Source organism: Pedobacter sp. Bi27 (genome assembly GCF_918698255.1).
Classification (GTDB): domain Bacteria; phylum Bacteroidota; class Bacteroidia; order Sphingobacteriales; family Sphingobacteriaceae; genus Pedobacter.
This window is the reverse complement of the sequence record NZ_CAKKMW010000010.1, coordinates 148652-172342: the sequence shown is the minus strand read 5'-3', so window position 1 is coordinate 172342 and position 23691 is coordinate 148652. Positions and strand designations below refer to the sequence as shown.

The following is a 23691-nucleotide window of genomic DNA, read 5'->3' as shown; positions in this document are numbered from 1 at the left end:
TAACTGAATGATTACCAGCCTGGATTCTGTTTTAAAGCGCCGCTGGTTTTATTCATTTCTGCTCTCGGGATCGGGTATAAATACATGTTATTGTTGAACACCTTTTTAAATGCGGGCAATTCTATTACGCTGTAGCTGAATGATCCATTGGCATTTTTAATCACCTTCATGGCTTTCATTGGCTGCGCCACGATTTCCGGTCCTTTTTTCCAGCGGAGTATATCCCACCAGCGCATGTCTTCGAAAGCAAATTCTATGGCACGCTCATTTCTGATGCGCTCGCGCATTTCAGCTTGGCTGAGGCCAGCTGGCAAAACCGGCATTTTAGCCCGCAAACGAATGGCGTTCACCGCGTTATACACTTCGGCAGTTGCTCCTGCTTCTTCATTTAAAGCCTCAGCATAATTAATCAGTACTTCGGCATACCTGTAGAAAACATAATTCAGAAGCGCCGATGCAGTAGAGCCCGAACGCGAAGCTTCAGGCCACAATCTTTTCAGGTAATAGCTGGTTTTAGTAATGGAGGTAGCCGTACTGATATCCGTTCCATAAGTGATAATCCCCTGTGCATTGGGCTCTGATTGCCAGGTTTGTACCGCACGCCCCTGCCAGGTAACATTATTATAAAGAATGTTGACATAAAACCGTGGATCTCTATTGAGGTAAGGATTTTGCGGATTGTATCCCGACGTGGCATCGGTAATCGGTTTGCCATTCGCCATTTCATACAGATCAACATGATTCTGAACTGGCGAAAGATTAGATTGTGCCCCCCCATAACTTGTAGGAATCAAAAAATCGCTGAGGTAGGTACCAATAAACCCTCTCCCTCCGCGTGGCCAGATCCGGATGTATTCATTAGAGTTTGCCACAGTGAGTACGTTTGCATAGTTGGGCTCGAGTGAAAATTTATTCAGGTCTATAATTGCTTTTGATGCCTCTGCGGCCTTCTTCCACTTAACTAAATCATTGTTGGGATTATTTAACGGGCTGGCATCGAATAACAACGCTCTTGCTTTAAGCGCCATAACTGCAGCGCCTGTAGCCCTGTTAGACTGTGCAGCAGGATTCGGCCAATCGGCATTGGTTAATGGCAATAGTGTGATGGCCTGCTCCAGATCACTCAAAATCAGCCCTAATGTTTCTGCATAACTCGCGCGGGGAAGGTCTGTTGAAGCTTCAGTAAAATCCTGAGGCTGCTTTAATATAACCACCCCGCCAAAGCGCCTTAAAAGCTCAAAATAAAAATATGCCCGGAGATAAAGTTGCTCACCTTTGATATAATTGGGATTGTAAAGATCTGTCCATGGGGTTTTGTCCATGTTGGCCAGCATCAGGTTTGCATTTCGGATTCCTCTGTACATTTGGGCATAAATCCCTGTTACATCTGAAGCCCCTGGGTCTAAAAACTGGCCGCTATTCATCGCGGCAACCTCTATCTGACCGTTATTGACAATAGATTCATCTGTAAATTGTGAGGTCATGCCCTTGTAACCGCTCAGGCGGCCATAATCTGAAATGGAAAACGTATAAGTAAAATCGCCGAAACGGGAAGCCAGCAAGGGGTCTTTAAAAACCTCTTCGAGGTCGCTCTGGATCCCCACATCTCGTTGTAGAAAATCCTTTTTGCAGGAAAAACCAATTAACGAGGCGACTAAAAACAAGAGATATATGATTTTTTTCATGATTATACCTTTAATTAGAGTGATAAATTAAGCCCAAAATTGAAGATCTTGGTGGTTGGAATAGTGGCAACGGATGAAGCATAAGCATTTCCCGACAAGCTATTTTCAGGGTCTATACCATAGAAATTAGTCCATGTTTTTAAATTCTGCCCGCTAACAAATACCGTAAGGCTACTTAACCGAAGTCTGGTTATCCATTTTTTAGGCAAACTGTAACTGAGCTGCACATTTCGCAGCTTGATGTAAGATGCATCCTGCAAGGTAAAATCGTTCAAACTTTCGTTGGGGTTTGCATTCAGGCCCGGACGGATTACCGGCCAGCTGGCGTTGGTATTGCCAGGCGTCCATCTTTCCAGCATCGGTGCATAATACTGGTTAAGGCCACCGCTTTGGAACACTACGTTAGAACTCACATTGGTTACCGCATTAAACAATGCCGACAACTGAAATCCCTTATAGCCGAACTGCATATTCAAGCTGGCATTGTATTCAGGGATGTTTGGATGCCCAATGGCCACTACATCCTGGTTATTGATTATGCCATCTTCGTTTACATCCTGATATTTAAAATCGCCGGGTATAGACGGATATGCCGTTATTTTGTTTAGCGGACTGCTGTCAATGTCTTTTTGGTCTGCATAAAAGCCAAGCACATGGTATCCGAAATAAGTACCGATAGGCCTGCCTGATACCCGCAGGTTCTCTGCAAGGCCGGGAGCCTCGTCTAGTACCCTGCGCTGGTTACGTGCATAACTCAGGTTTCCGGTGAAGGAGTAGTTAAATTCATTAATCTTATTGCGATAAGTTACTGAAAGTTCATATCCATGGTTATAATTGATGCCATAATTGGTACTTGGAACCGTGGCTCCATAAGTGGCAAAACTTGTTGCTGATCGGGTCGTTAAAATATCCGAACGCTCATCATCAAAAAGGTCTGCCGTGATATTCAGTTTATCTTTAAATAAAGAGAGATCAAGCCCTATGTTTCTTTTTAACGAGATCTCAAAGGTGATAAATGGATTACCATATTGCAATTGGGTATAGGTTGGCGCACTGAAATTGCTGTTTGGGTTTCCAAATACGACATTTGCCCCTGCCCCAAACCTATTCTGGTAATAGAACCGGCTTGTACCCGGACTGGGAATCCCTACCCTTCCAATCGAACCACGTATTTTGAGCATACTGATCCAGGTAAACTTTTTCATCCATTCTTCATTGGCCAGATTATAGCCTACAGTTGCAGCCGGAAAGAAGCCATAACGATAGCCTTTGGCATAGTTCTCCGAACCGTTGTAAGTAGCACTGGCTGTTAAAAAGTATTTATTACCATAGTTATAGGTTGCTTCTGAAATAATACCTTGATTAGCATATGGGGCGGCGGCAGCGGCTGAGCCTTGAAGCTCGCGCTGACCGATTAAATTAGCACTCAAGTTGTGCTTACCGAATGATCTGCCATAGGTTAAAAACAGCTGTAAGTTCGTTTTGGTGAACCCACTTCTTGAATAAGCTGGTGCGCCAAAAAAATCATTGTAAGTTCCTCCAACTGGTGTAAGCGCTAAAGTTGACCGATTTAGCTCGAGGTATCCTGTACTGCCTCTTTGCAACTTTCCTGATAATTGTGTGGCATCATAACCAAACTGGGCTTTTAAACTCAGGCCTTTTGTTATAAAATCAAGTTTTTGGCGTACCGTAAAAATTGATTCGGCAATGTTGTTATCGGTAAAAGCATATCCTCCATAGGTTAACAAAGCGTAAGGATTGAAGGCATTTACCCCACTAAGTCCATAATTTACGATGTGGTTATAGTTTCCATCCAACGCAATCACTTTAGGATCGTCGGAGTTGGTATATTCTTTAAAAAATGGGGCTGCCCACGACGGCATTTTCAGCGCCCTGCCCACAAGCCCTTCAATACCATTGCTCACCACACCAGCAGGGTCATTGTGTTCGCTCATGCCTGCAGGACTGTAGCGGTGCTCGTTTCTGCCTGCAAGGTTAACTTCAAAATTTGTAGTCTTGGTAAGATCTATGCCAACCCTGGCCCTGAAGTTATAACGGCTATAGCTCGGCGAGGTAGAATAATCTAAAGGTGTTTTAAATTCCTTGAAATTTCCATCTTCGCGCAGGTGGCTAAAAGAGGTAAAATATTTTACTTTTTCGCTACCGCCTGATATTGTCAGGTTCTGCTGGTTCTGCATCCAATGGTCTTTAACGAGTTCATCGTACCACATTACATTTGGATAAAGCAACGGATTACCGTTTCCGGCCTTAAATGTGGCTAAATCTTCATCGGTAAATGTGCGGGCTTCACCAACATTAAGCTGGCCTTCGGTAAGTAACATCGCACTTTCGTAGGCGCCCAGAATCTCAGGACGGGATGTGGCACTAACAATGCCCACGTTACCAGAAAGGGTTACCCTTGCCGGCCCTTCAACTCCCCTTTTCGTGGTGATTACAAATACGCCGTTGGCGCCTTTTAAACCGTATAAAGCGGTAGATGATGCATCTTTTAAGATGTTAATACTTTCGATCTCATTTGGATCAATATCGCCGAAAGAAGTCCGCTCAACACCATCCACAATAATGAGTGCTGTTGCTGAGGGAGAAACCTGTCCGCGGATATACAGCGCTGCACCGTTAATTCCTGGCCGTCCGGAGGTTTGCTGTACGACCAAACCAGGTACCCGCCCAGCCAAAGCGTTATTGACATTGGTTACTGGCGCTTTTAATAAATCGGCACCTGAAACGGTACTGATGGCGGCTGTAACGGCCGATCTTCTTTGTGTAGAATAACCATTTACCACCACATCATTAAGCGAACTACTTGAAGATGTTAAGGTTACACTAATTACACTGGAAGCGCCTATAGTTACTTCCTTGCTTTCAAAACCAATGGTAGAAAAAACAAGTACCTGACCTCGGTTAACGTTGATTTTATATTTCCCGTCCAGATCGGTTTGAACACCGATGGTAGTTCCTTTTATTTTGATTGTTGCACCCGGAATCGGTTGATTTTTCTCATCCTTAACTATTCCGGTTATTTCCTGAAACAATCGTTTGGGAGATGTAGTAACAGCGCTGGTGGTTATTTTTATGGGTTCGGCAGCGAGCGCATGTGCCCGACACCACACCACAATAACCACGAAAAACCAGCTTTTGGGCCTGAGGTTTAATTTTTTTATCATCTATTTGATATATGGTTAGAATTATTTTTTTCGAAAATGATGAGCCTTCCTTATCTGATTTTAAAGTTGCAGCCTCATTTTATTTACAATTATGCTTCAGGCAAAATCAATTGAATTAAAATGGTCACGCCTTTTTATCACGCATAATTCACCTTCAGGATACCATACAAGCGTCCTCATAAATCCCAAAAAAGGGTAGGTTTATCAGCTGAATTTTAAGAAAAGAGATATGAAAGCATTACAATAGCAATTATTTGATTTTGCCGTTTTGGTTTAAACCTTATGCCGTGAAATATAAGTTAAATGCCTATGCCATTCTATTTTACTGACTTGTGGTTTAGCCTTTGTGTTTTCCTCATTGGCAATGGCCGAGATGGTTGAGAAATGGGTTATCATACTTAGTTGGGTTTATTATTTGGTTAACACAAATCTATAGTACTTAGCCCTTACATAGGGTTCACTTTTGTACGGAAATGGTTTGGTTTTGTACAGTTAGCGCATTATTTCGATTAAATTTATCCGCAGACTGATGCTGGGGGCAAAAATCTGCGGAGATCAATTTAGTTGATAGACACTTTATGCTTATTCTCCACCCTGAGCTTTCCTACAACTTTGCGTGCCACTTTTTTCAGGTAAGCTGCAAAGTCATTAGATACACTTTGGGGCTTGAAGGCAATATTTTTCAAATCATCATTAAACAATAAGCTATACCAGATTAATCCACCTAAATATTTCCCTGCATCATTGGCGTGATTTGGATCGAAACTTAACTGATTCTTGTTCCAGAAGTACCCGATATTTAGCGAATTGGTCTGATCTGGTAAATTTGGTGCAACTGGATGATCATAATCAAATGAAAGATCGGGCTTGAAAGCATATTTTTTATTGGTAGCCACCATTTCGAAAGCATCGCCAACTGGTAAAATACGGGCATTGATCCGTTTTGCAAGGAGATGATAAGCTGCACGGGATTTTTGCCACATTTCTTCCTGATTCTTCGCGGTTAGGCCTTCACTTATACGCCCAAACTTCTTTGCATCAGAACGGTAAGCCCAGGTTTGATGGATGACGATGCGGGCCTGAGGTTGAAGTGTTTTTACATAAGCAACCAGTTTGTTGGCATAGGGATAATAGCTCGAGGAATCGCCCGAGAGGAAAGAATATTGCTGTATAGTTACAATATCCCAATTCCCTTGCCCCAATAACATTTTTAATGATTTACCATTATAAGGTTTGCCCTTGGGGTCATCAACATTGGCTTCTGCTTTTTCTATATATCCCCAATGCTGTTCGAGTGAGTGCCCACCGAGTTCGGCACGGCCGATAATGAGGGTCTTTCCCCTCCCTTTAGCCATTTGTGGCAAAAAGGCTGAAGCGTTTTGCGAAAAGCTATTTCCTATGATAAATAAGCGTAAGGTATCCTGCCGGTTTTGAGCAAAAAGATCGGTAACCAGGCAGATCAACAGCAGAAAAAAAGCTGTTGATTTAGCTAAAGGAGCGCGCTGTATTTTGATGTTAATCTTCATTCTTGTTAATTTTTATAAGCCTTCTCCTGTGATTTTAAATATTGATACAATTGAGTTCCCGCCAACAAAAATGCACCCACACCGTAAACCTCGGTACTATTTGCATTTACGGCATCCGGACTTGCGCCAATAGGTTGCACATAACCCAGCATGCCATCATCATGAACAGCAGATACCAGAGCTTTCCATGATTTTTCTACCACAGGAAGATATTGCTTCTTTTCCAGAAGCCCATGGTTTAAGCCCCAGGCAATTGCATAGCTAAAGAAACCTGTACCGCTCATCTCCTTAACCGGAAAACTCGCAGGATCCAATAATGATGCATGCCAGCTACCATCTGGCTGCTGTAAGCTGGCAACTTTACCCACCATATCTTGGTAAAGTTGTACCAATTTAGTCCTGTCGGGATGGTTTTTCGGCGTATTTTCCAGCACCCTTACCAAACCCGCCAAAACCCATCCATTACCCCTCGACCAAAATATTTTCTGACCATTTTTTTCTCTTTTGTTAAAGAAACTTTCATCTCTGAAAAACAGCTTCTCTGTTGGGTCGTAGAGGAATTCTGTGGTTTTCCACCACAGTTTTACCGCTGTGTTTAAGTATTTTTCATCTTTGGTAGCGGTGCTCAGATAAGCTAAAGCAGGAGGCCCCATAAAAAGGGCATCGCACCAGGCCCACTCCCTGTTTTGGATTTTATTTTTCCAGTTTAAAGGCTCGTTATGTGGTTGATTTACAATGCTGTCTGCCTGCAAAATAAACGGAGCAATCATCTTTTTCTTTTTAAATTTACTATAAAGCTGAGCATAAGTTTGCCCCACACAATAGTCGTCTGCATGGAAGCGCAAATGTCCGGTATTCCAACCCAGCTCATCGCCAATATCTACCAGCGTTTTAAGATAATGTTCATTACCTTTAATGTTGCCAAAAGCGAAAATACCAGTATAACAGGCCCCATTTGTCCAGTCAGCTTTTCGATGGTTAAAACCTTTATTTTTCCAGGTTTCCAATTGCCAGTCTGCTACCCGCTGCATCATTTTAAAAATGTTTGTTTTTTGCAGAACCGAATCTCTTTTTGCATGTGTTGGTGCAGAAAAAGCGCTGAATCTGCAACAGCCAGTTAGTATTAATATTAAAAGCAAGTGTCTAAAATTCATGTGATTCATATTTTTAATTTTTTAATTTATTATTTTGGTAAACCCTTACATAATCTACTTCGAATCTGGCCGGGAAGAACGTTTTTGAAGGATCGCCACCTTGTTTTCCGCCTATTGCCAAATCGAGCAACATATAATGCGGTTGTTTGAAAGGATTAATATTGGTACCATTCTGGTTCACCAGCTTATCTAAAGGCACCTTGTTTAAGAGCTGATTATCTACATAAAGTGCAATGCTGTTCTCGTCCCAATCCATTCGCCAAATATGAAACTGATCTGCCCAGGCCTGGCCGCCCAGGGAATCGATATTTTTCTCGGTGCTAAACCAGGCATCTTTTCGATCGGCTCCCATAAAGGCAATATTGGCGAGTAGTTTTTTCCGGTAATATTCCATTATATCAATTTCGCCGGTTGCAGGCCACGACCCTTTTATCCCCAATGTCCACCAGGCTGGCCAAATGCCATCGCGGATATCAATTTTACCGCGCATCACAAACCTGCCGTAAAGCCAGCTGTGCAGTCCTTGCGTTTTGATACTGGCGGAAGTATAATCGGCTTCTTTGCGGTTTTTCTTCCAATCGCTGCTCCCTTCTTTAAAATTGGGGTTTATCTTTTTTTCTCTTTTCGCTTCGAGGATTAATTTTCCGTTTTCACATCTGGCGTTTTCTGGTTGATACCATTGAAGTTCTTCATTGCGTTCAAATCCAAGCTCGTAGGTCCAGTTAGCCGGATCGGGCGCACCATTGCCATTAAATTCTTCGGCCCATATCAGTTTGAAACCATCGGCGGTGAGTGCTGGCGGCATAGGTTGTTTTTGCTGTTGTGCTACTGCAGATAAGCCCGCGAAGAAAGTACAGGCCATTAAAAAGGGTTTTAATAAATGTTTTTTCATTGGGGTTGATTTATTGGTATCCGTTTAAACGTAAAGGCATCAGTGTTGGAAACGTCCAGGCATAATCGTGTTTCGGATACATGATCGGGCGATATGGCGCCAGGTATTTCTCATATTCCGCGTCGGAATAAATGCCGTTCATGGCCTCCAGAAGATTGGCCGGCCAGAAGCCCGTTTCTGTATACACCGCTCCCGTAGCAGGATTTTTGAAGAATTTCCATTCTTCAGGATGCTGGTTATAGTAGTGCAAATAATCTAGCGATTTCTTAAATGATGCGCCGTTTTTTGTTGCTGCAAAAAGATTTTCACCGGTTTGGTTATAGATCACCCAACTCGAAGCCGTTAGCGGAGCCAGCGAAAAATAGGTATACCAGATTCCTTTGCCCTGTCTTTTTACTTCTTCAACCATGTGACCATCAGGAGCAATCTTATCGAAAAGATCATTTTTAATCAGCGCAATATTTTTTTGTAAATCTTCCTGATCATCGAGATAGGTATCAGCCAGTATAGAAGCCAGCCGGGACCAATCGCCAGAGTTATTGTTGCGGAAACGAATGCTATTTGCCGCTTCCCGGAAAACGTTTTTAGTCCATAATTTAAATTGCGCAACATCTTGCGGCTTCCATTTCCTATAATCTTTAAGCAGGTCTGCACTGATCATCATGGTAGTACCTGAGTACGACATTACCAGCGAACCATCTAATTGTGAATATTTTTTGTTAACAGATGCCCATGCATTGAGAAAATAAATTGCTTTATCGGCATATTTAGCCTTCCCGCTCAGTTGATAGGCCAAGGCGCAACTATAAGCCGAAAAACCATCAACCTGAAGTGCCAGTGAGGTTTTCCGATGGCCATCCTTGTCCTGGTAAAATCCGGGAATGCTGAAATCTGCTACTGCATGCTGTTCTACCAGCAAGGCAGAATCTGCTTTGCTGATCAGTGCTTTATAAGCTGAGGTATATGGCTCTTTTTTGGCTTTGAGCTGCCTTTTAACAAAATCAATCTGTTGTTGTGGGTGCATGCCCTTAAGTTGGTTTTGCGCAAGCACTTGCTGTCCTTGCAGCGTACTTAAAAGGAATGTTGTGAGAAAAATGAAAAGAAAAAACTTTAAATGGTTCATGGTATTTTATTTGGTTAAAATGGGATGCTGAAATCACGCAATGCTCCCTTTATGTATGATATTATTTTTTTTGCTATGTCCAATAAGGCAGCATATCTGCCTATTTCCCATCATCATTACGCCGTATTGCTTTCAGTACTGTAGCGCTTTTTATATTCAGACGGACTGGCTTCGAATTGTTTTTTAAAACAAACACTAAAATATTTTGCGTTGTTAAACCCGGTTTGATAAGCAACTTCTGCCACGGTTAAATCTGCATGTTCGAGCAAATAGGCACTTCTTTTCAATCTGATATTTAAAATAAATTCTTTAATAGACATACCTACAATATCATTGATCTTTTGATAAAGAATAGTCCTTCCGGTGTTCATATCCGATACAAAATCGTCGACTGAATAATTGGGATTGGCCATATTCTGCTCAATAAATTTCATGGCCTTAATCAGCAGTTCCTCATCCATTGAGGTAATGGTAACATTAGATGGGTCGACCACCAGGCGCTTGCTGTACATCTCGCGCATTTCCTGCTGGTTTTTCAAAATGGTATCAATCTGCTGAATGAGGTATTCCACTTCAAAAGGTTTATCAATAAAAACCGTGGCTCCATGTTCAAGCGCTTTGGTCTTGTTCTGGTGTACATCGCCCATACCAGATATCATTACGATAGGAATATGGCTGGTTTTAAAATTCTGTCGCAAATGGCTGCAAACCTCAAATCCATTGGTATTAGGCATCACCAGATCGGTAATAATCAGTTGTGGATAGATTTTTTCGGCCTTAAAAATACCCTCCATCCCATCGCTGGCCATGTATACGTTGTATTTTTCAGACAGTCGCCGTTCCAGATAATTCCGAAGATTAGGGTCATCATCAATCAACAAGATGCTGGTGGCTTTTCTGGCATTTTTTAATGTATGATCAGGCTCTTCAGCTTCTAACAGGATATCGTCTATCTCTGAGATGGTATAATCGTATACGCTCGACTGCATATCGCCAGAGCCGGCTTCTTTTTTTAGAGGGAGCATCATGGTAAAAGAAACTTTATTTGTTTTATTCACCATCCAGATTTTCCCCTCAATGGCATCCACAAGCTCCTTTACAATAGCAAGGCCAAGCCCCGAACTTTCTTCGAAAGTTGGTCGGTAAGACGACAAACGATTGAAAGAGGTAAATAAGGTAGCAATCTGCGCTTCTGAAAACCCGATACTGGTGTTCAATACCTCCACAGAAATATATTCCCGGTCATGATGATCTGGCATAACATCCACACGCAGTTTTTCTTCAGCTGTAGATTGATAAATCCGTACGCCAACATAGCCTTTATTGGAGGTATATTTTAAAGCATTAGAGAAAAGATTGGTCAAAATCTTTTCAATAATATCGTAATCAAAGGCAACATATAAATGATCTTCATGTGCCGTTATGTTGGTTTCAATCTCTTTTTTGTTCGCGTAAAGTTCAAAAAGTCCAAAAACGTCGTGTACGAAGCTGATAAAATCTCCAACCTGAGGGTTTAGCGTTACTTTCTGGCTTTCGATTTCCCTGAAGCGTAACAATTGGCTGATTGTACGTTGGATACGGGCAACATTTTTCTCAATTAACTGCATATATCCAGTGGCGTGGTCGTTTTTCTGCACCGTTTCTTTTAACTGCTTAAGGGGTTCGAGCACCAAGGTAAGCGGTGTCTTCAGATCATGTGAAATATTGGTAAAAAAATCTGTCCTCGCCTGGTTTAAATCCCGCATATTCTGTTCTTTCATCGCTTCTAAAGCCAGCCGTTCCTTAAAAACCTTCTTATTGGTAAAGTAACGCATAATGAAAAACAGGAGCCCCAGTACAATTAAAGTATAAATGGAGTAAGCCCACCACGACAGGAAAAACGGTGGATTTACATGAAAATAAAGTTTAGAAACCTCGCTGCCCCAAAGCCCATCGTTATTAGAAGCCTTTATTTCAAAAGTATAATCGCCACTAGGCAAATTGAAAAACTGTACAGCATGCTGACTGGTATTGATCTTGAGCCATTTATCGCTGAGGCCTACCATACGATAAGAAAATTGATTTTTATCGGCAGATAGATAGCTGTTTGAGGAGAACCGGATTTCGATGTTTGACTGATTACTGGAGAGTGAAATCCTTCCGTTCTCCTGATTGCTTAAAGTAGAAATATCTTTCACCAATGGCGAATCTTTGGAAATGTTGCTCACCTGTTGATTGTTGATGAGCAGGCCAGTGAAAAATACCTTTGGCTTTTGTAAGTTTTTGTTCAGGTATTGCGGATCGAAAAGTAAAAAGCCGTTTGTTCCGCCAAACAACATTTCTCCGTTTTTGGTTTTATAGGCTGACCTTAGATAAAAAGAGCCGCAGCTATTTGCCTTATAAAACCTGGCTTTTTCAAATTTTTGATTTTTTTGATCGAAAAAATACAGTCCATCATTGGTGCTGAACCAAATATTTCCAGAAGCATCATCTTCAAGAATACCGAAAACGATCTTTGGAGGGAATCCATTTGCGCCATTGAAATTAAGGTATCGGCCATCTTTCTTTAAAATGTTAACTCCTCTTCCGGAAGTGCCGAGCCAAAGATCGCCATTTGATGCTTCATAATAGCTACAGAGGTGATTAACCGCATATGGACCATTTTTGATGACATAATGCCGCAGCACCTTTAGGGTTTTGGGATCTGCAATGTACAAGCCCTGATGGCTAACGATCCGTAAATGCTGTTGCTGATCAAGCGAAATGGCCTCAATTTCTACATCCAAAGGTTGACCATTTAAACCAATAAGTTTCACGATTTCAGTTGCTGACGCTGGCTGGTTTTTCTTCCGGTGAAAAAAGGTTTTATCAGGGTCAGTCATCCACCAGGTACCTTCGGCATCGCGTACAAAATCATACACGGTTAAGGGCTGTTTACTTTCTGGCGAGCGTATGTCGAGGTTGCTAAAGCGCCCGGTCGCCATTTCATAGGCAGAAATGCCACCATTAAAAGAAGATACAAACAGGTGTTTTCGCTCAGGATCAAATTTTAAGCGCTTTACCATGTTCGAATTGATGGCGTTGGCTTCGCCTTTGGTGAAATGCCGGAAAGTATCTTCTTTTCTGTTCCAATAGTTAAGCCCGCCGCCCTCGGTTGCAATCCAAACATTACCCAGGTCGTCTTCCTGAAAACCGCTAACTATTGGATGGTTAAGCCCTCCTGCGCTCGGTGTAAAATAGCGCACATATGCGTCATAGAGTGAACAATAAGCGATTTTGCCGCCATAAGTTCCAATCCAGGCACCCTGATCCGGATCGCCATAAATGGTCCAGATCGAATTATTTGGCAGGGAAAAAGCATCATTCAGGTTCATTTTGAGCAATTTGCTTGTTTCTGTCCGCGGATCGTAAAGCAAAAGCCCCGACTGTGTAGCTATCCACATCATTCCGACCTGATCGATGAAAATCTTTTTAGCCATAGTTGCCTGGTTCCCTCCGGCCACTATTGCAATATTTTTTTTAATTGCTCCCTTCGCATCGGTAATGAATATACCCCCGTATTGTGTAAGAAAATAATAATCGCCCCGATAGGCCACTGCATCGTTAACTACATAGGAGGTTTTGCCCAAATCGGCAAAAACAGTAAAGCGCGACGTTTTGGTATCGAACCTATACAGTAAATTTTCCTGCGAGAGGTAAATGTTACCCTTCAAGCTAATTACGCTATTGAAATATCTGCTGGCAGGCAGTTTAATTTTTTTGACCGACTTGTTTTGTTGGTTATATCTTAGCAGGCTATCGCCCGAGAGCATGTAAACATTCCCATCGTCATGCAGACAGATTGAGCGGATTTTCCCTGGAAGAATTAAATCAAAATTAAACCGTTCGTAATTAAACCTCAACAGGCCGTGGTTTGTTGCTAAAAACAATCCGCCCTTTTTATCAGTTACAACCGAGCCATAAGCCCACTTTACCTTCGGATTACTCAATGAAGCCAGTTCGTTTAACTGATAAAAGCTGTTTCCATCATACATAAAAACAGCATCAGGGCCGGTATACCAGATTCGCCCCAAGCTGTCCTTAGTGATGCTCTGAATGCCTCCGTAATAGAATGTTTCGGGCATTACATGAAAACGATACCTGGAAATATCAATCGCAAATGCACTTTTTAGTAGAAATGCAGTGAAACAAAACAGCAAACAAATGATTTTCCGGATATCCATAAGGTTAAAGCAGAAGCAGGTAAAGTATTGGATTTTGAAATTACCACTAAAATTTTTATCTATAAATTTATTTCGATTTCTATTCTCTTTTATATTCACGATGTTACACGCCTGGAAGGGAAATCATTAAATGATGGTGTTCAATAATTTCTAAGATCGAAGCGCTCGTTTACCCTAAAGCAAACAAACGCTTCGAAAAGACCTTCTTATTGAACAGCTACATCCATCAGCTTGAGCCACCCTGTGGAAGTTAAATCGCCATTTACAGCAATTTTTATCCCCGGTTGATTTTCTTTTGTAGTATCAACAATGGCTACTGCCCAGGTATAATTTCCTGCAGGTACGCCTGCGCTTAGCTTAAATTCGTAAGTGGCAGGGTTATTTTTTAACCAGGTTGATGGTTCGGCTTTGGTATCAACAAAAACTTTCTTCACATTGTTATTACCATCAAGGAGTGCAAAAGCCACTTTATATTTGAAGTTCCATTGCTTAATATTGTTTGGAAAGTAACCCCAGCCCATGTTTCTCCAACGGTGTGTAATGGTGGTTTCGCTTCCACTAGTCAATTTTTCTGGCAGGTACACCTGATCCGGATATAAACGGTAGCCGCCTTCAGAAACAAAACGTTGTGTTAAGTTAAATGCCTTTGTAAACCAGCTTTCAAGTTCTCCGACACGGAAATCCATCATGTTCACTGCTGCGTCTGCCGAGGCATCAAATTCGCCCTGGCGCACATCTTCAGGATGATCTTCCCTGTATTTACCATTCGGATCGGTCCAGTAGCGGTGAGTGCCTGTCGTAATCCAGCCGCCTTCCATAATAACCGGACATTTAAAACTCCATGTTTTGGCAAAGTTTTTTTCCCAGCTTTGGTAATAATCGCTCATGCCGAAAGCATCCTGTCTTAAAATGTAACCTTTGTTAATTGATTTTACTAAAAGTTTATCGCTGTTTGCATTGGCTGCGCCCCAACTTGCCGGATGGCCGATTAAGCGGTGATAGTTGATTACCATCGGTACTTTATCGAAATTCTTAGTATAAAGGTTGGTTACCCAGTCAAAAACCTGTTCCTTAAGCGCTTCGGTATTTGCGCCAGTTGAAGTATTGGGATCTTCATAAATTACATTGTGTGCCTCGCCCCATTTACCCAAGCCATAGGCATCGATAAAAGAAGTGCGAACCGGATCGTTGAAATCTTTGGCCAGTTCTTCAATAAATTTGGCATAATATTGCTGGAAAACTGGATCCTGAGGATAAGGCGTACGGCGGCTGGGAAATTTACTGTCTTCCAGGTAATATTTCGCTCCGGCATCGAATACAAACTGCGGGGTATTTAAACCCTGGTCGCGGCCATCTACAACAATCCTGAAAGCAATTGGCAAACCCCTGCTCTCTGCACCTTTAATCATTTTATAAAGTGCTGAACCTGGATTTCGCCATGCATAAACGCCGTTTGAGGGGTTGAATGTTGCCCAGCTGGTCCGGATATAACAGGCTGAAGCATAATCGATCGCCTTTACTCTTTTTCCTAAATCGGGGACATAATATTCGGTATCCCAATAAGATTCGTTACCAGAACCCGAGCCGTACATTACCCAACCGTTAAGCGGGTTACGAAATACAGCACTCCTGTTGTACTTAGGTTTAACCAAAGTACCTTCAGCCTTAGCGGTTTCTTCATCGACATTTTTTTTACAGGCAAAGCCCATAACACCCATCAGGGCTAATAATGCTTGTGAAATCAGTATTTTATAATTCATTTTTTTCATCTTTTATTTTTTTGAGGTCCCATCACTAACTGTATCATCGTTTTTCTGCCAGTATGGTCATATTACGCAGGTCGAATACAATCACATTTGTACCAGATGGAATAGTATAATAAGAATTGCGCTGTGCACTGGTAGAGCCGCCAGATAGTGGCGCAACGGTACCCTGCACAAGGGTAAGTTCTTGTGCGGTACCGGTGGCGGTAAGTGGGCAGCTAAATGCGTAGGCCAGGTTTTTATTGTTATCATTACCTCCATAAACAATAAACTTGGTTTTACCCACCCTGCCTCCGGTATATACCAAAATCTGAGGATCGGCCAAACTCACTTTACAGTCCATTTTTACAGGGGTTCCAAAACTATTCACGGCCCCGTGCATCCATAACTCAGCAATGGTGGTTGTTTGGGCAATTCCGCCATCTCCGTTCCAGGTTACAACTTTTGGTGCCAATGCCTGCGCCGGAGAATAAATGGTTGCGGTTGCTTTTTGCATATTCACTACAACTCGGTATTTCCCTGCAGTCTCAATTTTCCATGAAAAGGCGGTTTCACGCATTTTTATGCCAATAGCGGTCCCGTCTTTTACCGTCGTAGCCGCATCAGCAGAGGCGATATAATTTGTTGAACCATTATATTCAACAGGAATTTGTAGTTCGCCAGGCTGTAAGTCGATCAGGTAGGCATACTGATTTAAATTCTCTAAAGTTTTGGGCATTTCAACCTTACTTAATCCCGGAACAGCGCTTCCGCCCAAAAATATTTTATCAGCATCAAAAACAACTGTTCGGATAGGCGTTACGTTAACCTGTACTGTTCTTACTTCAGGCGATTCAAAAGTGGCACCACCCTCCCATTGTGCAATAACCCTGAACTCTAGTGTAAAGGATTTGTTGGTAGGAATGCCCCATTTTTGATTTGCCCAGTTTTGTAATTGTTCAGAAGTGAAACTTCTGCTAAATGTTCCATCATCTTCGTAATTCATAATGGCGGTGGCCGAACCAAAGTTGTTCCCAACCAGATCCAGCTTGGTGATATAAGAAACTAAATGATCATTTGATTGCGGCCTCGCCGGATGCCACGAAAAGGTGACAATGTCTTTGCTGAGGTTGTTTTCATCAAGTGTTATATTCGCCGAAGATAGCTGTAGCACCAATTGTTCTTCAACTTTTTCAATATCGCTGACTCCCTTTTTGCAAGCTGTAAAACCGATCGACAGAAACAGTAAAAGCCATATTTTATATAAAAATCTATTTTTTTTCATCTGATATAATAGCATAAGTATTCATTTAACTTTGTTCTATTTTAGCACGCTCAGCACTACTTACCGTAGCCTGGATTTTGAGGAAATACTGCATCACGGTTTGCATCAATAATCGATTGTGGAATTGGCCACAGGGCGTGATAATCCATAATTTTGCCTTTGATGGCCGTATTATAAAGTTTCACCCGATCTACCAGCTTATTGGTACGTACTAATGTAAAACGTCGGCTTTCCTCTCCCACCAGTTCCCTGATGCGTTCATCGAGGAGAAAATCCATGGTCATCTGGCCTGCGCCTACTACCGAGGCACCGGCACGTTTACGCACCTCATTTACTGCGTCGGCGGCTTTCGCCAGGTTTCCTTGTCCTAAATAAGCTTCTGCGAGCAGCAGATAGGTTTCTGCCAGTCTAAATTTCACCCGGTCTTTATAACTTCCGGTTAGGCCAAGGTTTTCTGCCCGTCCGTAAAAAAACTTAGTAATTGCCGGAAATAAACTTTTGGTAGAAAACCAGGTTTGTTCGGTAATATTTGCTTTTTTGCCATATAATGAGGTTTCGCCGGGGTTATTATAGTACCAGTTGCGTTTGATGTTATAATTGGAATTACGGATATCCGTTGCTTCAAAAATCCCTGGAACATTACCTGTAGCATTTGTGCCTGCGGTTCCAACCCACCACTTCATCGGAGTGAGCTGTGCCAGGCCCCTTCCACCCAGGGTATCTGCTAAAACGAAACCCGTCATGGTAGAATAATTTGGACTCCAGGCCCTGCGGCTCCAATCGTCTGAATTGGTACCACCACCTACAGTATTAAATTCGAACTGCAAAACCCAGATACTTTCCCGGTTTGCGTTTTTTAACCTGTTCTGGTTATTCTCCAGGAAAAGATCACTGAAAACATCTCCAGCCTTATCTTTATTTACGCCAAATCGTGTTTTCATTAAACCATAATAGCCACTGTTGATTACCGCGAGTGCAGCTTGCTCAGCAGGTACATAGGCTTTGTTCAGCAGGTGCATTTCGCTCAGTAGATGGTAAGCAGCCCATTTGGTAAGCTTCCCGTCCTTTACCTGATCTGGATTTGCAGGTAAGTGCTGGCTGGCAAAAGTCAAATCGTCAATAATATGCCCCAATACCTCTGCTTTTGGGGTACGGGTAAAATTGAGTTTAAAATCGTATAAAATGGTTTCTACATAGGGTACGTCTCCATATAAATATACTAAGGTGCGATAAGCATATGCGCGGAAAAATCTGGCCTCTGCCTGAAAACGTTCCTTATCGGAAGGTGAATCCCAATTGGTATTTTTTTCCGAATAGATAAGCATTAAATTGGCCGATGAGATAATACTGTATGCCCAGTTCCAGTAAGTGCCAACAAACCTTTCTGATGAGTTTAACGTAAGATTTGCAAAAGGCAGCAGTGATGCATCGCTGTTGATGACATCAGCAATATCTGTTGCAGCCTGTAAAGCCTCGTAAGGGCATGCTCCATTGTGGATATAAGCTCCACCTTCGCCAAAAGTGTTGTATTCAGAGCGGGTAAGGGCGTATAATCCGGCACTTCCTACTTCAAAACCATAGGTACTGGTATAAGTATTGGTTGGTGCCAACTCTGTTTTCAAATCTTCTACCAGAAATTTTTTACACCCCATTGCCGAAAACAATATGATGAGTGCCAATCCTGTTTTTATAATTTTTTTCATGTGATAAAAAGCGTTAGAAATTTACGTTTAAACCGAACATATAAGACCGGGCAGTTGGATATGAGGCCATCCAGGTATTATCATAGTTAAGCACCTGCCTGATGTTCGAAATTGTATTTAGGTTGTTAACACTTACGTTAACATCAATACCATTTACACCAAGCTTTTTGGCCAATTGTTGTGCTATTCGATACCCAAGGGTGATATTTTTTACCTGTACATAAGAAACTTTTTTATAGTAGCCATGCCCGAAATTATTGTTGTATCCCGGCGAAACAATAGTTGCTTCCGGATTTTCTGGCGTCCAGTAATTGGCATTGTGTACATAATTGGTTATTCCGAAAGTCCACGAACTGATATTGGCCATATTATCATCGCGCCAAACGCCAAATACCCCGGTTACCAATGCCGACAGGTAAAAGTTTTTGTAGCTTACCCTGTTGCTTAACGAGGCGGTATACCTTGGCATCTTAGAGCCAATAACTTTGCGGTCTTTAGAATCGATGAGCCCATTACCATCCACATCTTCTAGCTTGGCAGCGCCTGCTGCTGCACCTTGCTGAACGGTATAGTTTTCACCTTTTTGCCAAATGCCAACCATATTATAATCGTAAAAAACCCGCAGCGGTTTACCAATAAACCAACTGTTATTTACATCATCAAGCCCATCGCCCCTGAGTTCTACAATTTTATCTCGGTCTAAGGAGAAAACAGCTGTCGAATTCCATTTAAAGTTTTTAGCATCAATATTGAGCGAGTTTAAGGTAATCTCTAATCCTTTATTCTGGGTTTGGCCGATATTATCCCAGATTCTACTGTAACCGTTCATAATCGGAACGGTACGGGTCATCAGTAAGTCTTTGGTTCTAGACAGGTAGGCATCAATTGTACCGCTTAAACGGTTTTTAAACAATTGAAAATCCAGACCAACGTTTGTGGTATAAGTTGTTTCCCATTTCAGATTGGGATTACCAACGCCATCACCAGCAAGGTAAGCGGTATTTACGGCCGTACCACCATCACCCCAGATGTATTTTACGCTCGAGTAAAGGCGATCTAATGTTCGGTAAGCCGTGATGGCCTGATTACCATTAGCACCATAGGAAACCCTTAGTTTGAGTAAATCGACCCAGTTTAACTTATCTTTAATAAAACTTTCCTCACCGATATTCCATGCCAGGGCAGCTGATGGGAAAAAAGCATATTTATTATTTTCACCAAATACGGAAGCACCATCCGAGCGGCCAGTAAAGGTTACGATGTATTTCCCTTTATAGCCATAATTGATCCGCCCCATATAAGATAAAAGTGCTGTTTCTGATAAATTTGATGACATGGTGAGGTTGCGTGCCGCAGTACTCATCATGTAATAACTGGTGTTATCGGTTACAAAGCCCTCGCCACTCTGTGATGAACCAACGCTTTTGGTTTGTTGCATACTAAATAAGCCTGTAGCATCAAAACGGTGATCGCCGAGGGTGCGTTCGTACTTCAGTACGTTTTCCCAGGTATAATCGTTATAATGTCCATTATTGATAGATGCCCTACCGCCAACTAAACCGGCCTGTTCACGACCGTCAAAGGTATCTCTTCCGTAATAGGTGCCTGCAAAGCTGCTCCTGTAGTTGTAACCGAAATTCGAGCGTGCAGAAAGTCCTTTCAAGGGCAACTTAATATCAGCATAACCACTTAGAAAAAAGCTACGGTTTATTCTATCCTGGTCTGCATTCACATTACGCATGGGGTTAACAATGAGCGAAGACTCCATCGGCTCGGGAACATAATAACCCGCAGCATCTATATATTTACCATAAGGGCTCATTTTGATGGCGTGTTCAATATTCGGGGTAACGCCTCCATCATTTCTTTGCGAAAACTGGGTACCAAGGCCAACAGTTAACCAATTATTAAAAGTCTGGTCGATATTGGCAGTAACATTCAGTCTCGAAAGCTTCGAATTATAAACTACCCCTTCCTGACTGAGCGAAGAAGCTGCCGCCATGTACTTGGTGTTTTGTGTGCCACCGGAGATACTTAACTGATGGTCCATCGTTATTCCCCTTTTAAAGATATAGTCTTGCCAGTTATGAGTAATGCCATTTTTATAGTTCTCCCGCTCGGTTACACTCATGATATTTCCGGCAATAGGATCGAGCTGGTCGCCGGTGTACCCTGATTTTAAACGACCGATATCCTGTTTCAAACGGATAAATTCATTTGGTCCCATTACATCAATCCGTTGCATTGGCTCAGCAAAGCCCAATTGCCCGCGATAGGCAACCTGCGCTTTACCCAGCATCCCTCTTTTGGTCTGGATCAGGATGACACCATTAGATCCACGGGCACCATAAATGGCCACTGCCGATGCATCTTTTAAAATGGTCAGGTTTTCGATATTATTGGGATCAAGGTCTACCAAAGATCCGCTATAAGGTATACCGTCCAAAACAATTAGCGGTGAGTTATTGGCCGATAATGAGTTTTCTCCACGGATCAGTAAAGCCTGGTCCTGACCTGGAGCAGCATTTCCTGTTGTGATATTAAAACCTGCTACCTGACCAACCAAACGATCCATGAGATTCGGCGTAGAAACCATATTAATCTGCTCCTTTCCTACTACAGCCAGCCCTCCGGTCAGGTCTTTTTTCTTGGCGGTACCATAGCCCACAACGACCACTTCATCCAGCTGTTTATCGCCAGCCATTTTAACATTAACGATCCCTGAGGCATTTACACTTGCTTCCTGGTTGCTAAAACCAACATAAGAAAATACCAGAATAGCAGCAGGTGGTGCCTGCAAGATATAATTTCCGTCTTTATCAGTCGAAGTACCCGTATTGCTTCCTTTAACCCTTACGGAAACCCCAACGAGTACCTCGCCCTTCTCATCGGTAACTTTACCGGTTATTTTTTTCAGGTCCTGCGCATAACCGATGTTTATCATCAATAAAATCAGCACAAGCATTATAATATGGCCCTGGAGCCTGATTCGTATTTTTTTTATCATGTAGAATTATATATGGTTAGTATTCGGATTATTATTTTTTTTGCTCCCGGTAGGCATGAGCTTGAAGAGATTGGATGTTTATCATGGGCCTGATGATTTGCTGGCAACTTTGATGTTTTGCTCAGGCTTGGCGGAAATGACAACGGCCCGAAAATCAATGATCTGTTGAATGCTCATATTATTTGGTTGTGATATCTGGTTAGTACAAAACTACCGCTAAAGCCCATTCCAAAGGGTTCGTTTTTGTACGGAAATGGTTTGTTTTTGTACAAAGGAGGCACTAAAGGGCAATTGTTATAATAATTTTAGCGAAATAAGGGTTACTTACTAGGGTGCATATTTTTCTGCTTTAAGTAGTTCTGAAGACTTAAAAAATATCCCTCATATAAATGTTTACTTAATGTTTTTGTAATAATCTGCTACGATATACCAGGCTTTTTTGCGGAATCCCTGATCTGAAACAAGGCCCTTTCTATTCCAGCCATCCTGGTAAGTAGGATGGAAACGGAAAGGTGATCGAAAATCGAACAATACCCAGGGAGAAATTCCCCGCAGGTTTGGAATGTGTTTAAACATCTCCAGATTGTCTTTATACAGCTGGGCCTGATAATCTTCACTCCATGAGCTCGCTACATCAGCGTCTCCGGTTTTACCGTACAAGGCTTCTGCGCCAAATTCGGAGATGATTAAAGGCTGGTTTCTGGCTACATCCCAAATGGCCTTATCGGGTGTAACTGGCCAGGGATGATACCAGCCCATGTATTTATTAATGGCTACCACATCTAATTCCTTAATGAAAGGATCATCCATAACAAAACATTGCCTGTTGCGATCAAACTTCACTAAATCGAATGCAGCTGTGATTAAACGAGTACTATCAATCTCCTTTGAACATTTGATCAGGTATTTCAAGAATTCATTTCTGGCTTTTGAGGGCTGTGTTTCATTTGCCATGCCCCAAAATGAGAGCGCACACCGGTTTTTATCCCGCATCACCATTTCCTTTATCATGGCTCCTGCCTTTTTTCTGGTTTCCTGATTTTCAAAATCAATTCCCTGCCAGATTGGTGTTTCTTCCCATAACAAAAAGCCCATTTTTTCGGCCGCACGTACCGTATATTCATTTTGAGGATAATGTGCCAAACGGATCATGTTACAACCCAATGCCTTCGCTTCAGACAAAAGCATCACGGCATCGGCCTCAGAAAAAGCGCGACCTTTTCGCTGTGGAATCTCTTCGTGAAAGCTGATGGATTTTAAAAAAACCGGCTTATCATTGAGGTAAATCTCGGTTCCTTTTACAGCCAGGTTTCTAAAACCGATCATTTCGTTTACCACATCTTCGGCAGTAGATACGCGTATGCTATAAAGCTTGGGCGACTCTGGCGACCAGCGCTGCAGCTGTTTTATATTGTTGATTGTAGCCCTGGCGATTCCCTGCTGATCTGTAACCAGCTTTCGTTTAATTTTCAACTCGGGAATTTCGACAGTTACCTCTACATTTACCTGGCTACCAGCAACTTTAACCGCTGCATTGATTTGATTGTTACGGTGTTTATCCAGCTGAATAAAATAATCTTGGATATAAACTTTGGGTGTTGATACCAGCATCACATCACGCGTAATGCCTCCATAATTCCACCAATCGAACGATTTTGCAGGAATGGCATCAGTAGTCCGGGTATTATTTACCTCGAGGGCTAAAAAGTTATCCGAGTTCTTGACCAAGTCCGTAACCTCCACCTGAAAAGGCGTAAAGCCGCCTTCATGCTCAGCAATTTCTTTTCCATTGAGGTATACCTTACAGCGATAACTTACCGCTGCGAAATAAATAAATAAGCGTCCATTTTGCGCTTTAGGTACATCAAAATGTTTTGCATACCAAACGGTGCCTTCGTAGTACTTCAGTTCCGGCAACTGGCTGTTCCAATCAGATGGTACATTTAGTTTTAAGCCGCCATCAAAGGAATATTCATAAAAATCTGTTTTGCTAACAGGCTTTTTATTCAGGTAAATTTTGTTCTTTCTCCCCTGATCATATTGATCTACAATGGCATCCCATTTCCCATTAAGAGATTGCGTTTTTCTTCCATATACATTGACCAAAATGTGCTGTGCAAAAATGTTCGAAAGCAGGCAGCACAGCAGTATCAGCAAAGAAAAAATGGTTTTGCTTAGCTTCATAAA

General features: G+C 42.2%; 12 protein-coding genes. All 12 read right to left on the bottom strand.

Going from position 1 to position 23691, the window contains the following annotated elements:
- Positions 1-11 precede the first annotated feature (11 nt).
- The 12 genes from LQ227_RS24185 to LQ227_RS24130 all read right to left on the bottom strand — a co-directional run bounded on the left by LQ227_RS24185 (position 12) and on the right by LQ227_RS24130 (position 23688).
- Positions 12-1685 (bottom strand): RagB/SusD family nutrient uptake outer membrane protein, encoded by a 1674-nt coding sequence (locus LQ227_RS24185; protein ID WP_230146246.1) that lies wholly within the window; start codon positions 1683-1685, stop codon positions 12-14.
- Positions 1686-1699: 14 nt separating this feature from the next.
- Positions 1700-4870, bottom strand: a complete 3171-nt coding sequence (locus LQ227_RS24180) for a TonB-dependent receptor (RefSeq protein ID WP_230151596.1) — start codon at positions 4868-4870, stop codon at positions 1700-1702.
- 560 nt (positions 4871-5430) lie between these two features.
- Entirely contained in the window at positions 5431-6396 is a 966-nt protein-coding gene (locus tag LQ227_RS24175) for a DUF4886 domain-containing protein (protein WP_230151594.1), read from the bottom strand.
- Between the two features lie 5 nt (positions 6397-6401).
- Positions 6402-7430 carry a glycoside hydrolase family 105 protein gene (locus LQ227_RS24170; RefSeq protein ID WP_230151592.1) on the bottom strand — a complete coding sequence of 343 codons (1029 nt, stop codon included), beginning with the start codon at positions 7428-7430 and terminating at the stop codon, positions 6402-6404.
- Between the two features lie 133 nt (positions 7431-7563).
- The gene (locus LQ227_RS24165; RefSeq protein ID WP_230151590.1) at positions 7564-8442 is read right to left on the bottom strand and encodes a family 16 glycosylhydrolase; all 879 of its coding nucleotides are present in this window, start codon (positions 8440-8442) and stop codon (positions 7564-7566) included.
- 10 nt (positions 8443-8452) lie between these two features.
- Positions 8453-9565, bottom strand: coding sequence for an alginate lyase family protein (locus tag LQ227_RS24160; protein WP_230151587.1), 1113 nt, complete (start codon positions 9563-9565; stop codon positions 8453-8455).
- Positions 9566-9681: 116 nt separating this feature from the next.
- A complete protein-coding gene (locus tag LQ227_RS24155; protein WP_230151585.1) occupies positions 9682-13767 on the bottom strand; it encodes a hybrid sensor histidine kinase/response regulator transcription factor in 4086 nt (1361 codons plus the stop codon).
- A gap of 206 nt (positions 13768-13973) precedes the next feature.
- Entirely contained in the window at positions 13974-15536 is a 1563-nt protein-coding gene (locus LQ227_RS24150; protein ID WP_230151582.1) for a DUF4832 domain-containing protein, read from the bottom strand.
- Between the two features lie 34 nt (positions 15537-15570).
- Positions 15571-16794 (bottom strand): SusE domain-containing protein, encoded by a 1224-nt coding sequence (locus LQ227_RS24145; protein WP_230151580.1) that lies wholly within the window; start codon positions 16792-16794, stop codon positions 15571-15573.
- Positions 16795-16850: 56 nt separating this feature from the next.
- The gene (locus LQ227_RS24140; protein WP_230146237.1) at positions 16851-18497 is read right to left on the bottom strand and encodes a RagB/SusD family nutrient uptake outer membrane protein; all 1647 of its coding nucleotides are present in this window, start codon (positions 18495-18497) and stop codon (positions 16851-16853) included.
- 13 nt (positions 18498-18510) lie between these two features.
- Positions 18511-21504 (bottom strand): TonB-dependent receptor, encoded by a 2994-nt coding sequence (locus LQ227_RS24135; protein WP_230146236.1) that lies wholly within the window; start codon positions 21502-21504, stop codon positions 18511-18513.
- A 393-nt stretch (positions 21505-21897) separates the two neighbouring features.
- Positions 21898-23688, bottom strand: coding sequence for a glycoside hydrolase family 2 protein (locus LQ227_RS24130; protein ID WP_230151578.1), 1791 nt, complete (start codon positions 23686-23688; stop codon positions 21898-21900).
- Positions 23689-23691 lie beyond the last annotated feature (3 nt).

Excerpts from the sequence above, each read along its gene's own strand:
- LQ227_RS24185 (WP_230146246.1), bottom strand. The coding sequence starts at position 1,685 with ATGAAAAAAATCATATATCTCTTGTTTTTAGTCGCCTCGTTAATTGGT.
- LQ227_RS24180 (WP_230151596.1), bottom strand. The coding sequence starts at position 4,870 with ATGATAAAAAAATTAAACCTCAGGCCCAAAAGCTGGTTTTTCGTGGTT.
- LQ227_RS24175 (WP_230151594.1), bottom strand. The coding sequence starts at position 6,396 with ATGAAGATTAACATCAAAATACAGCGCGCTCCTTTAGCTAAATCAACA.
- LQ227_RS24170 (WP_230151592.1), bottom strand. The coding sequence starts at position 7,430 with ATGATGCAGCGGGTAGCAGACTGGCAATTGGAAACCTGGAAAAATAAA.
- LQ227_RS24165 (WP_230151590.1), bottom strand. The coding sequence starts at position 8,442 with ATGAAAAAACATTTATTAAAACCCTTTTTAATGGCCTGTACTTTCTTC.
- LQ227_RS24160 (WP_230151587.1), bottom strand. The coding sequence starts at position 9,565 with ATGAACCATTTAAAGTTTTTTCTTTTCATTTTTCTCACAACATTCCTT.
- LQ227_RS24155 (WP_230151585.1), bottom strand. The coding sequence starts at position 13,767 with ATGGATATCCGGAAAATCATTTGTTTGCTGTTTTGTTTCACTGCATTT.
- LQ227_RS24150 (WP_230151582.1), bottom strand. The coding sequence starts at position 15,536 with ATGAAAAAAATGAATTATAAAATACTGATTTCACAAGCATTATTAGCC.
- LQ227_RS24145 (WP_230151580.1), bottom strand. The coding sequence starts at position 16,794 with ATGAAAAAAAATAGATTTTTATATAAAATATGGCTTTTACTGTTTCTG.
- LQ227_RS24140 (WP_230146237.1), bottom strand. The coding sequence starts at position 18,497 with ATGAAAAAAATTATAAAAACAGGATTGGCACTCATCATATTGTTTTCG.
- LQ227_RS24135 (WP_230146236.1), bottom strand. The coding sequence starts at position 21,504 with ATGATAAAAAAAATACGAATCAGGCTCCAGGGCCATATTATAATGCTT.
- LQ227_RS24130 (WP_230151578.1), bottom strand. The coding sequence starts at position 23,688 with ATGAAGCTAAGCAAAACCATTTTTTCTTTGCTGATACTGCTGTGCTGC.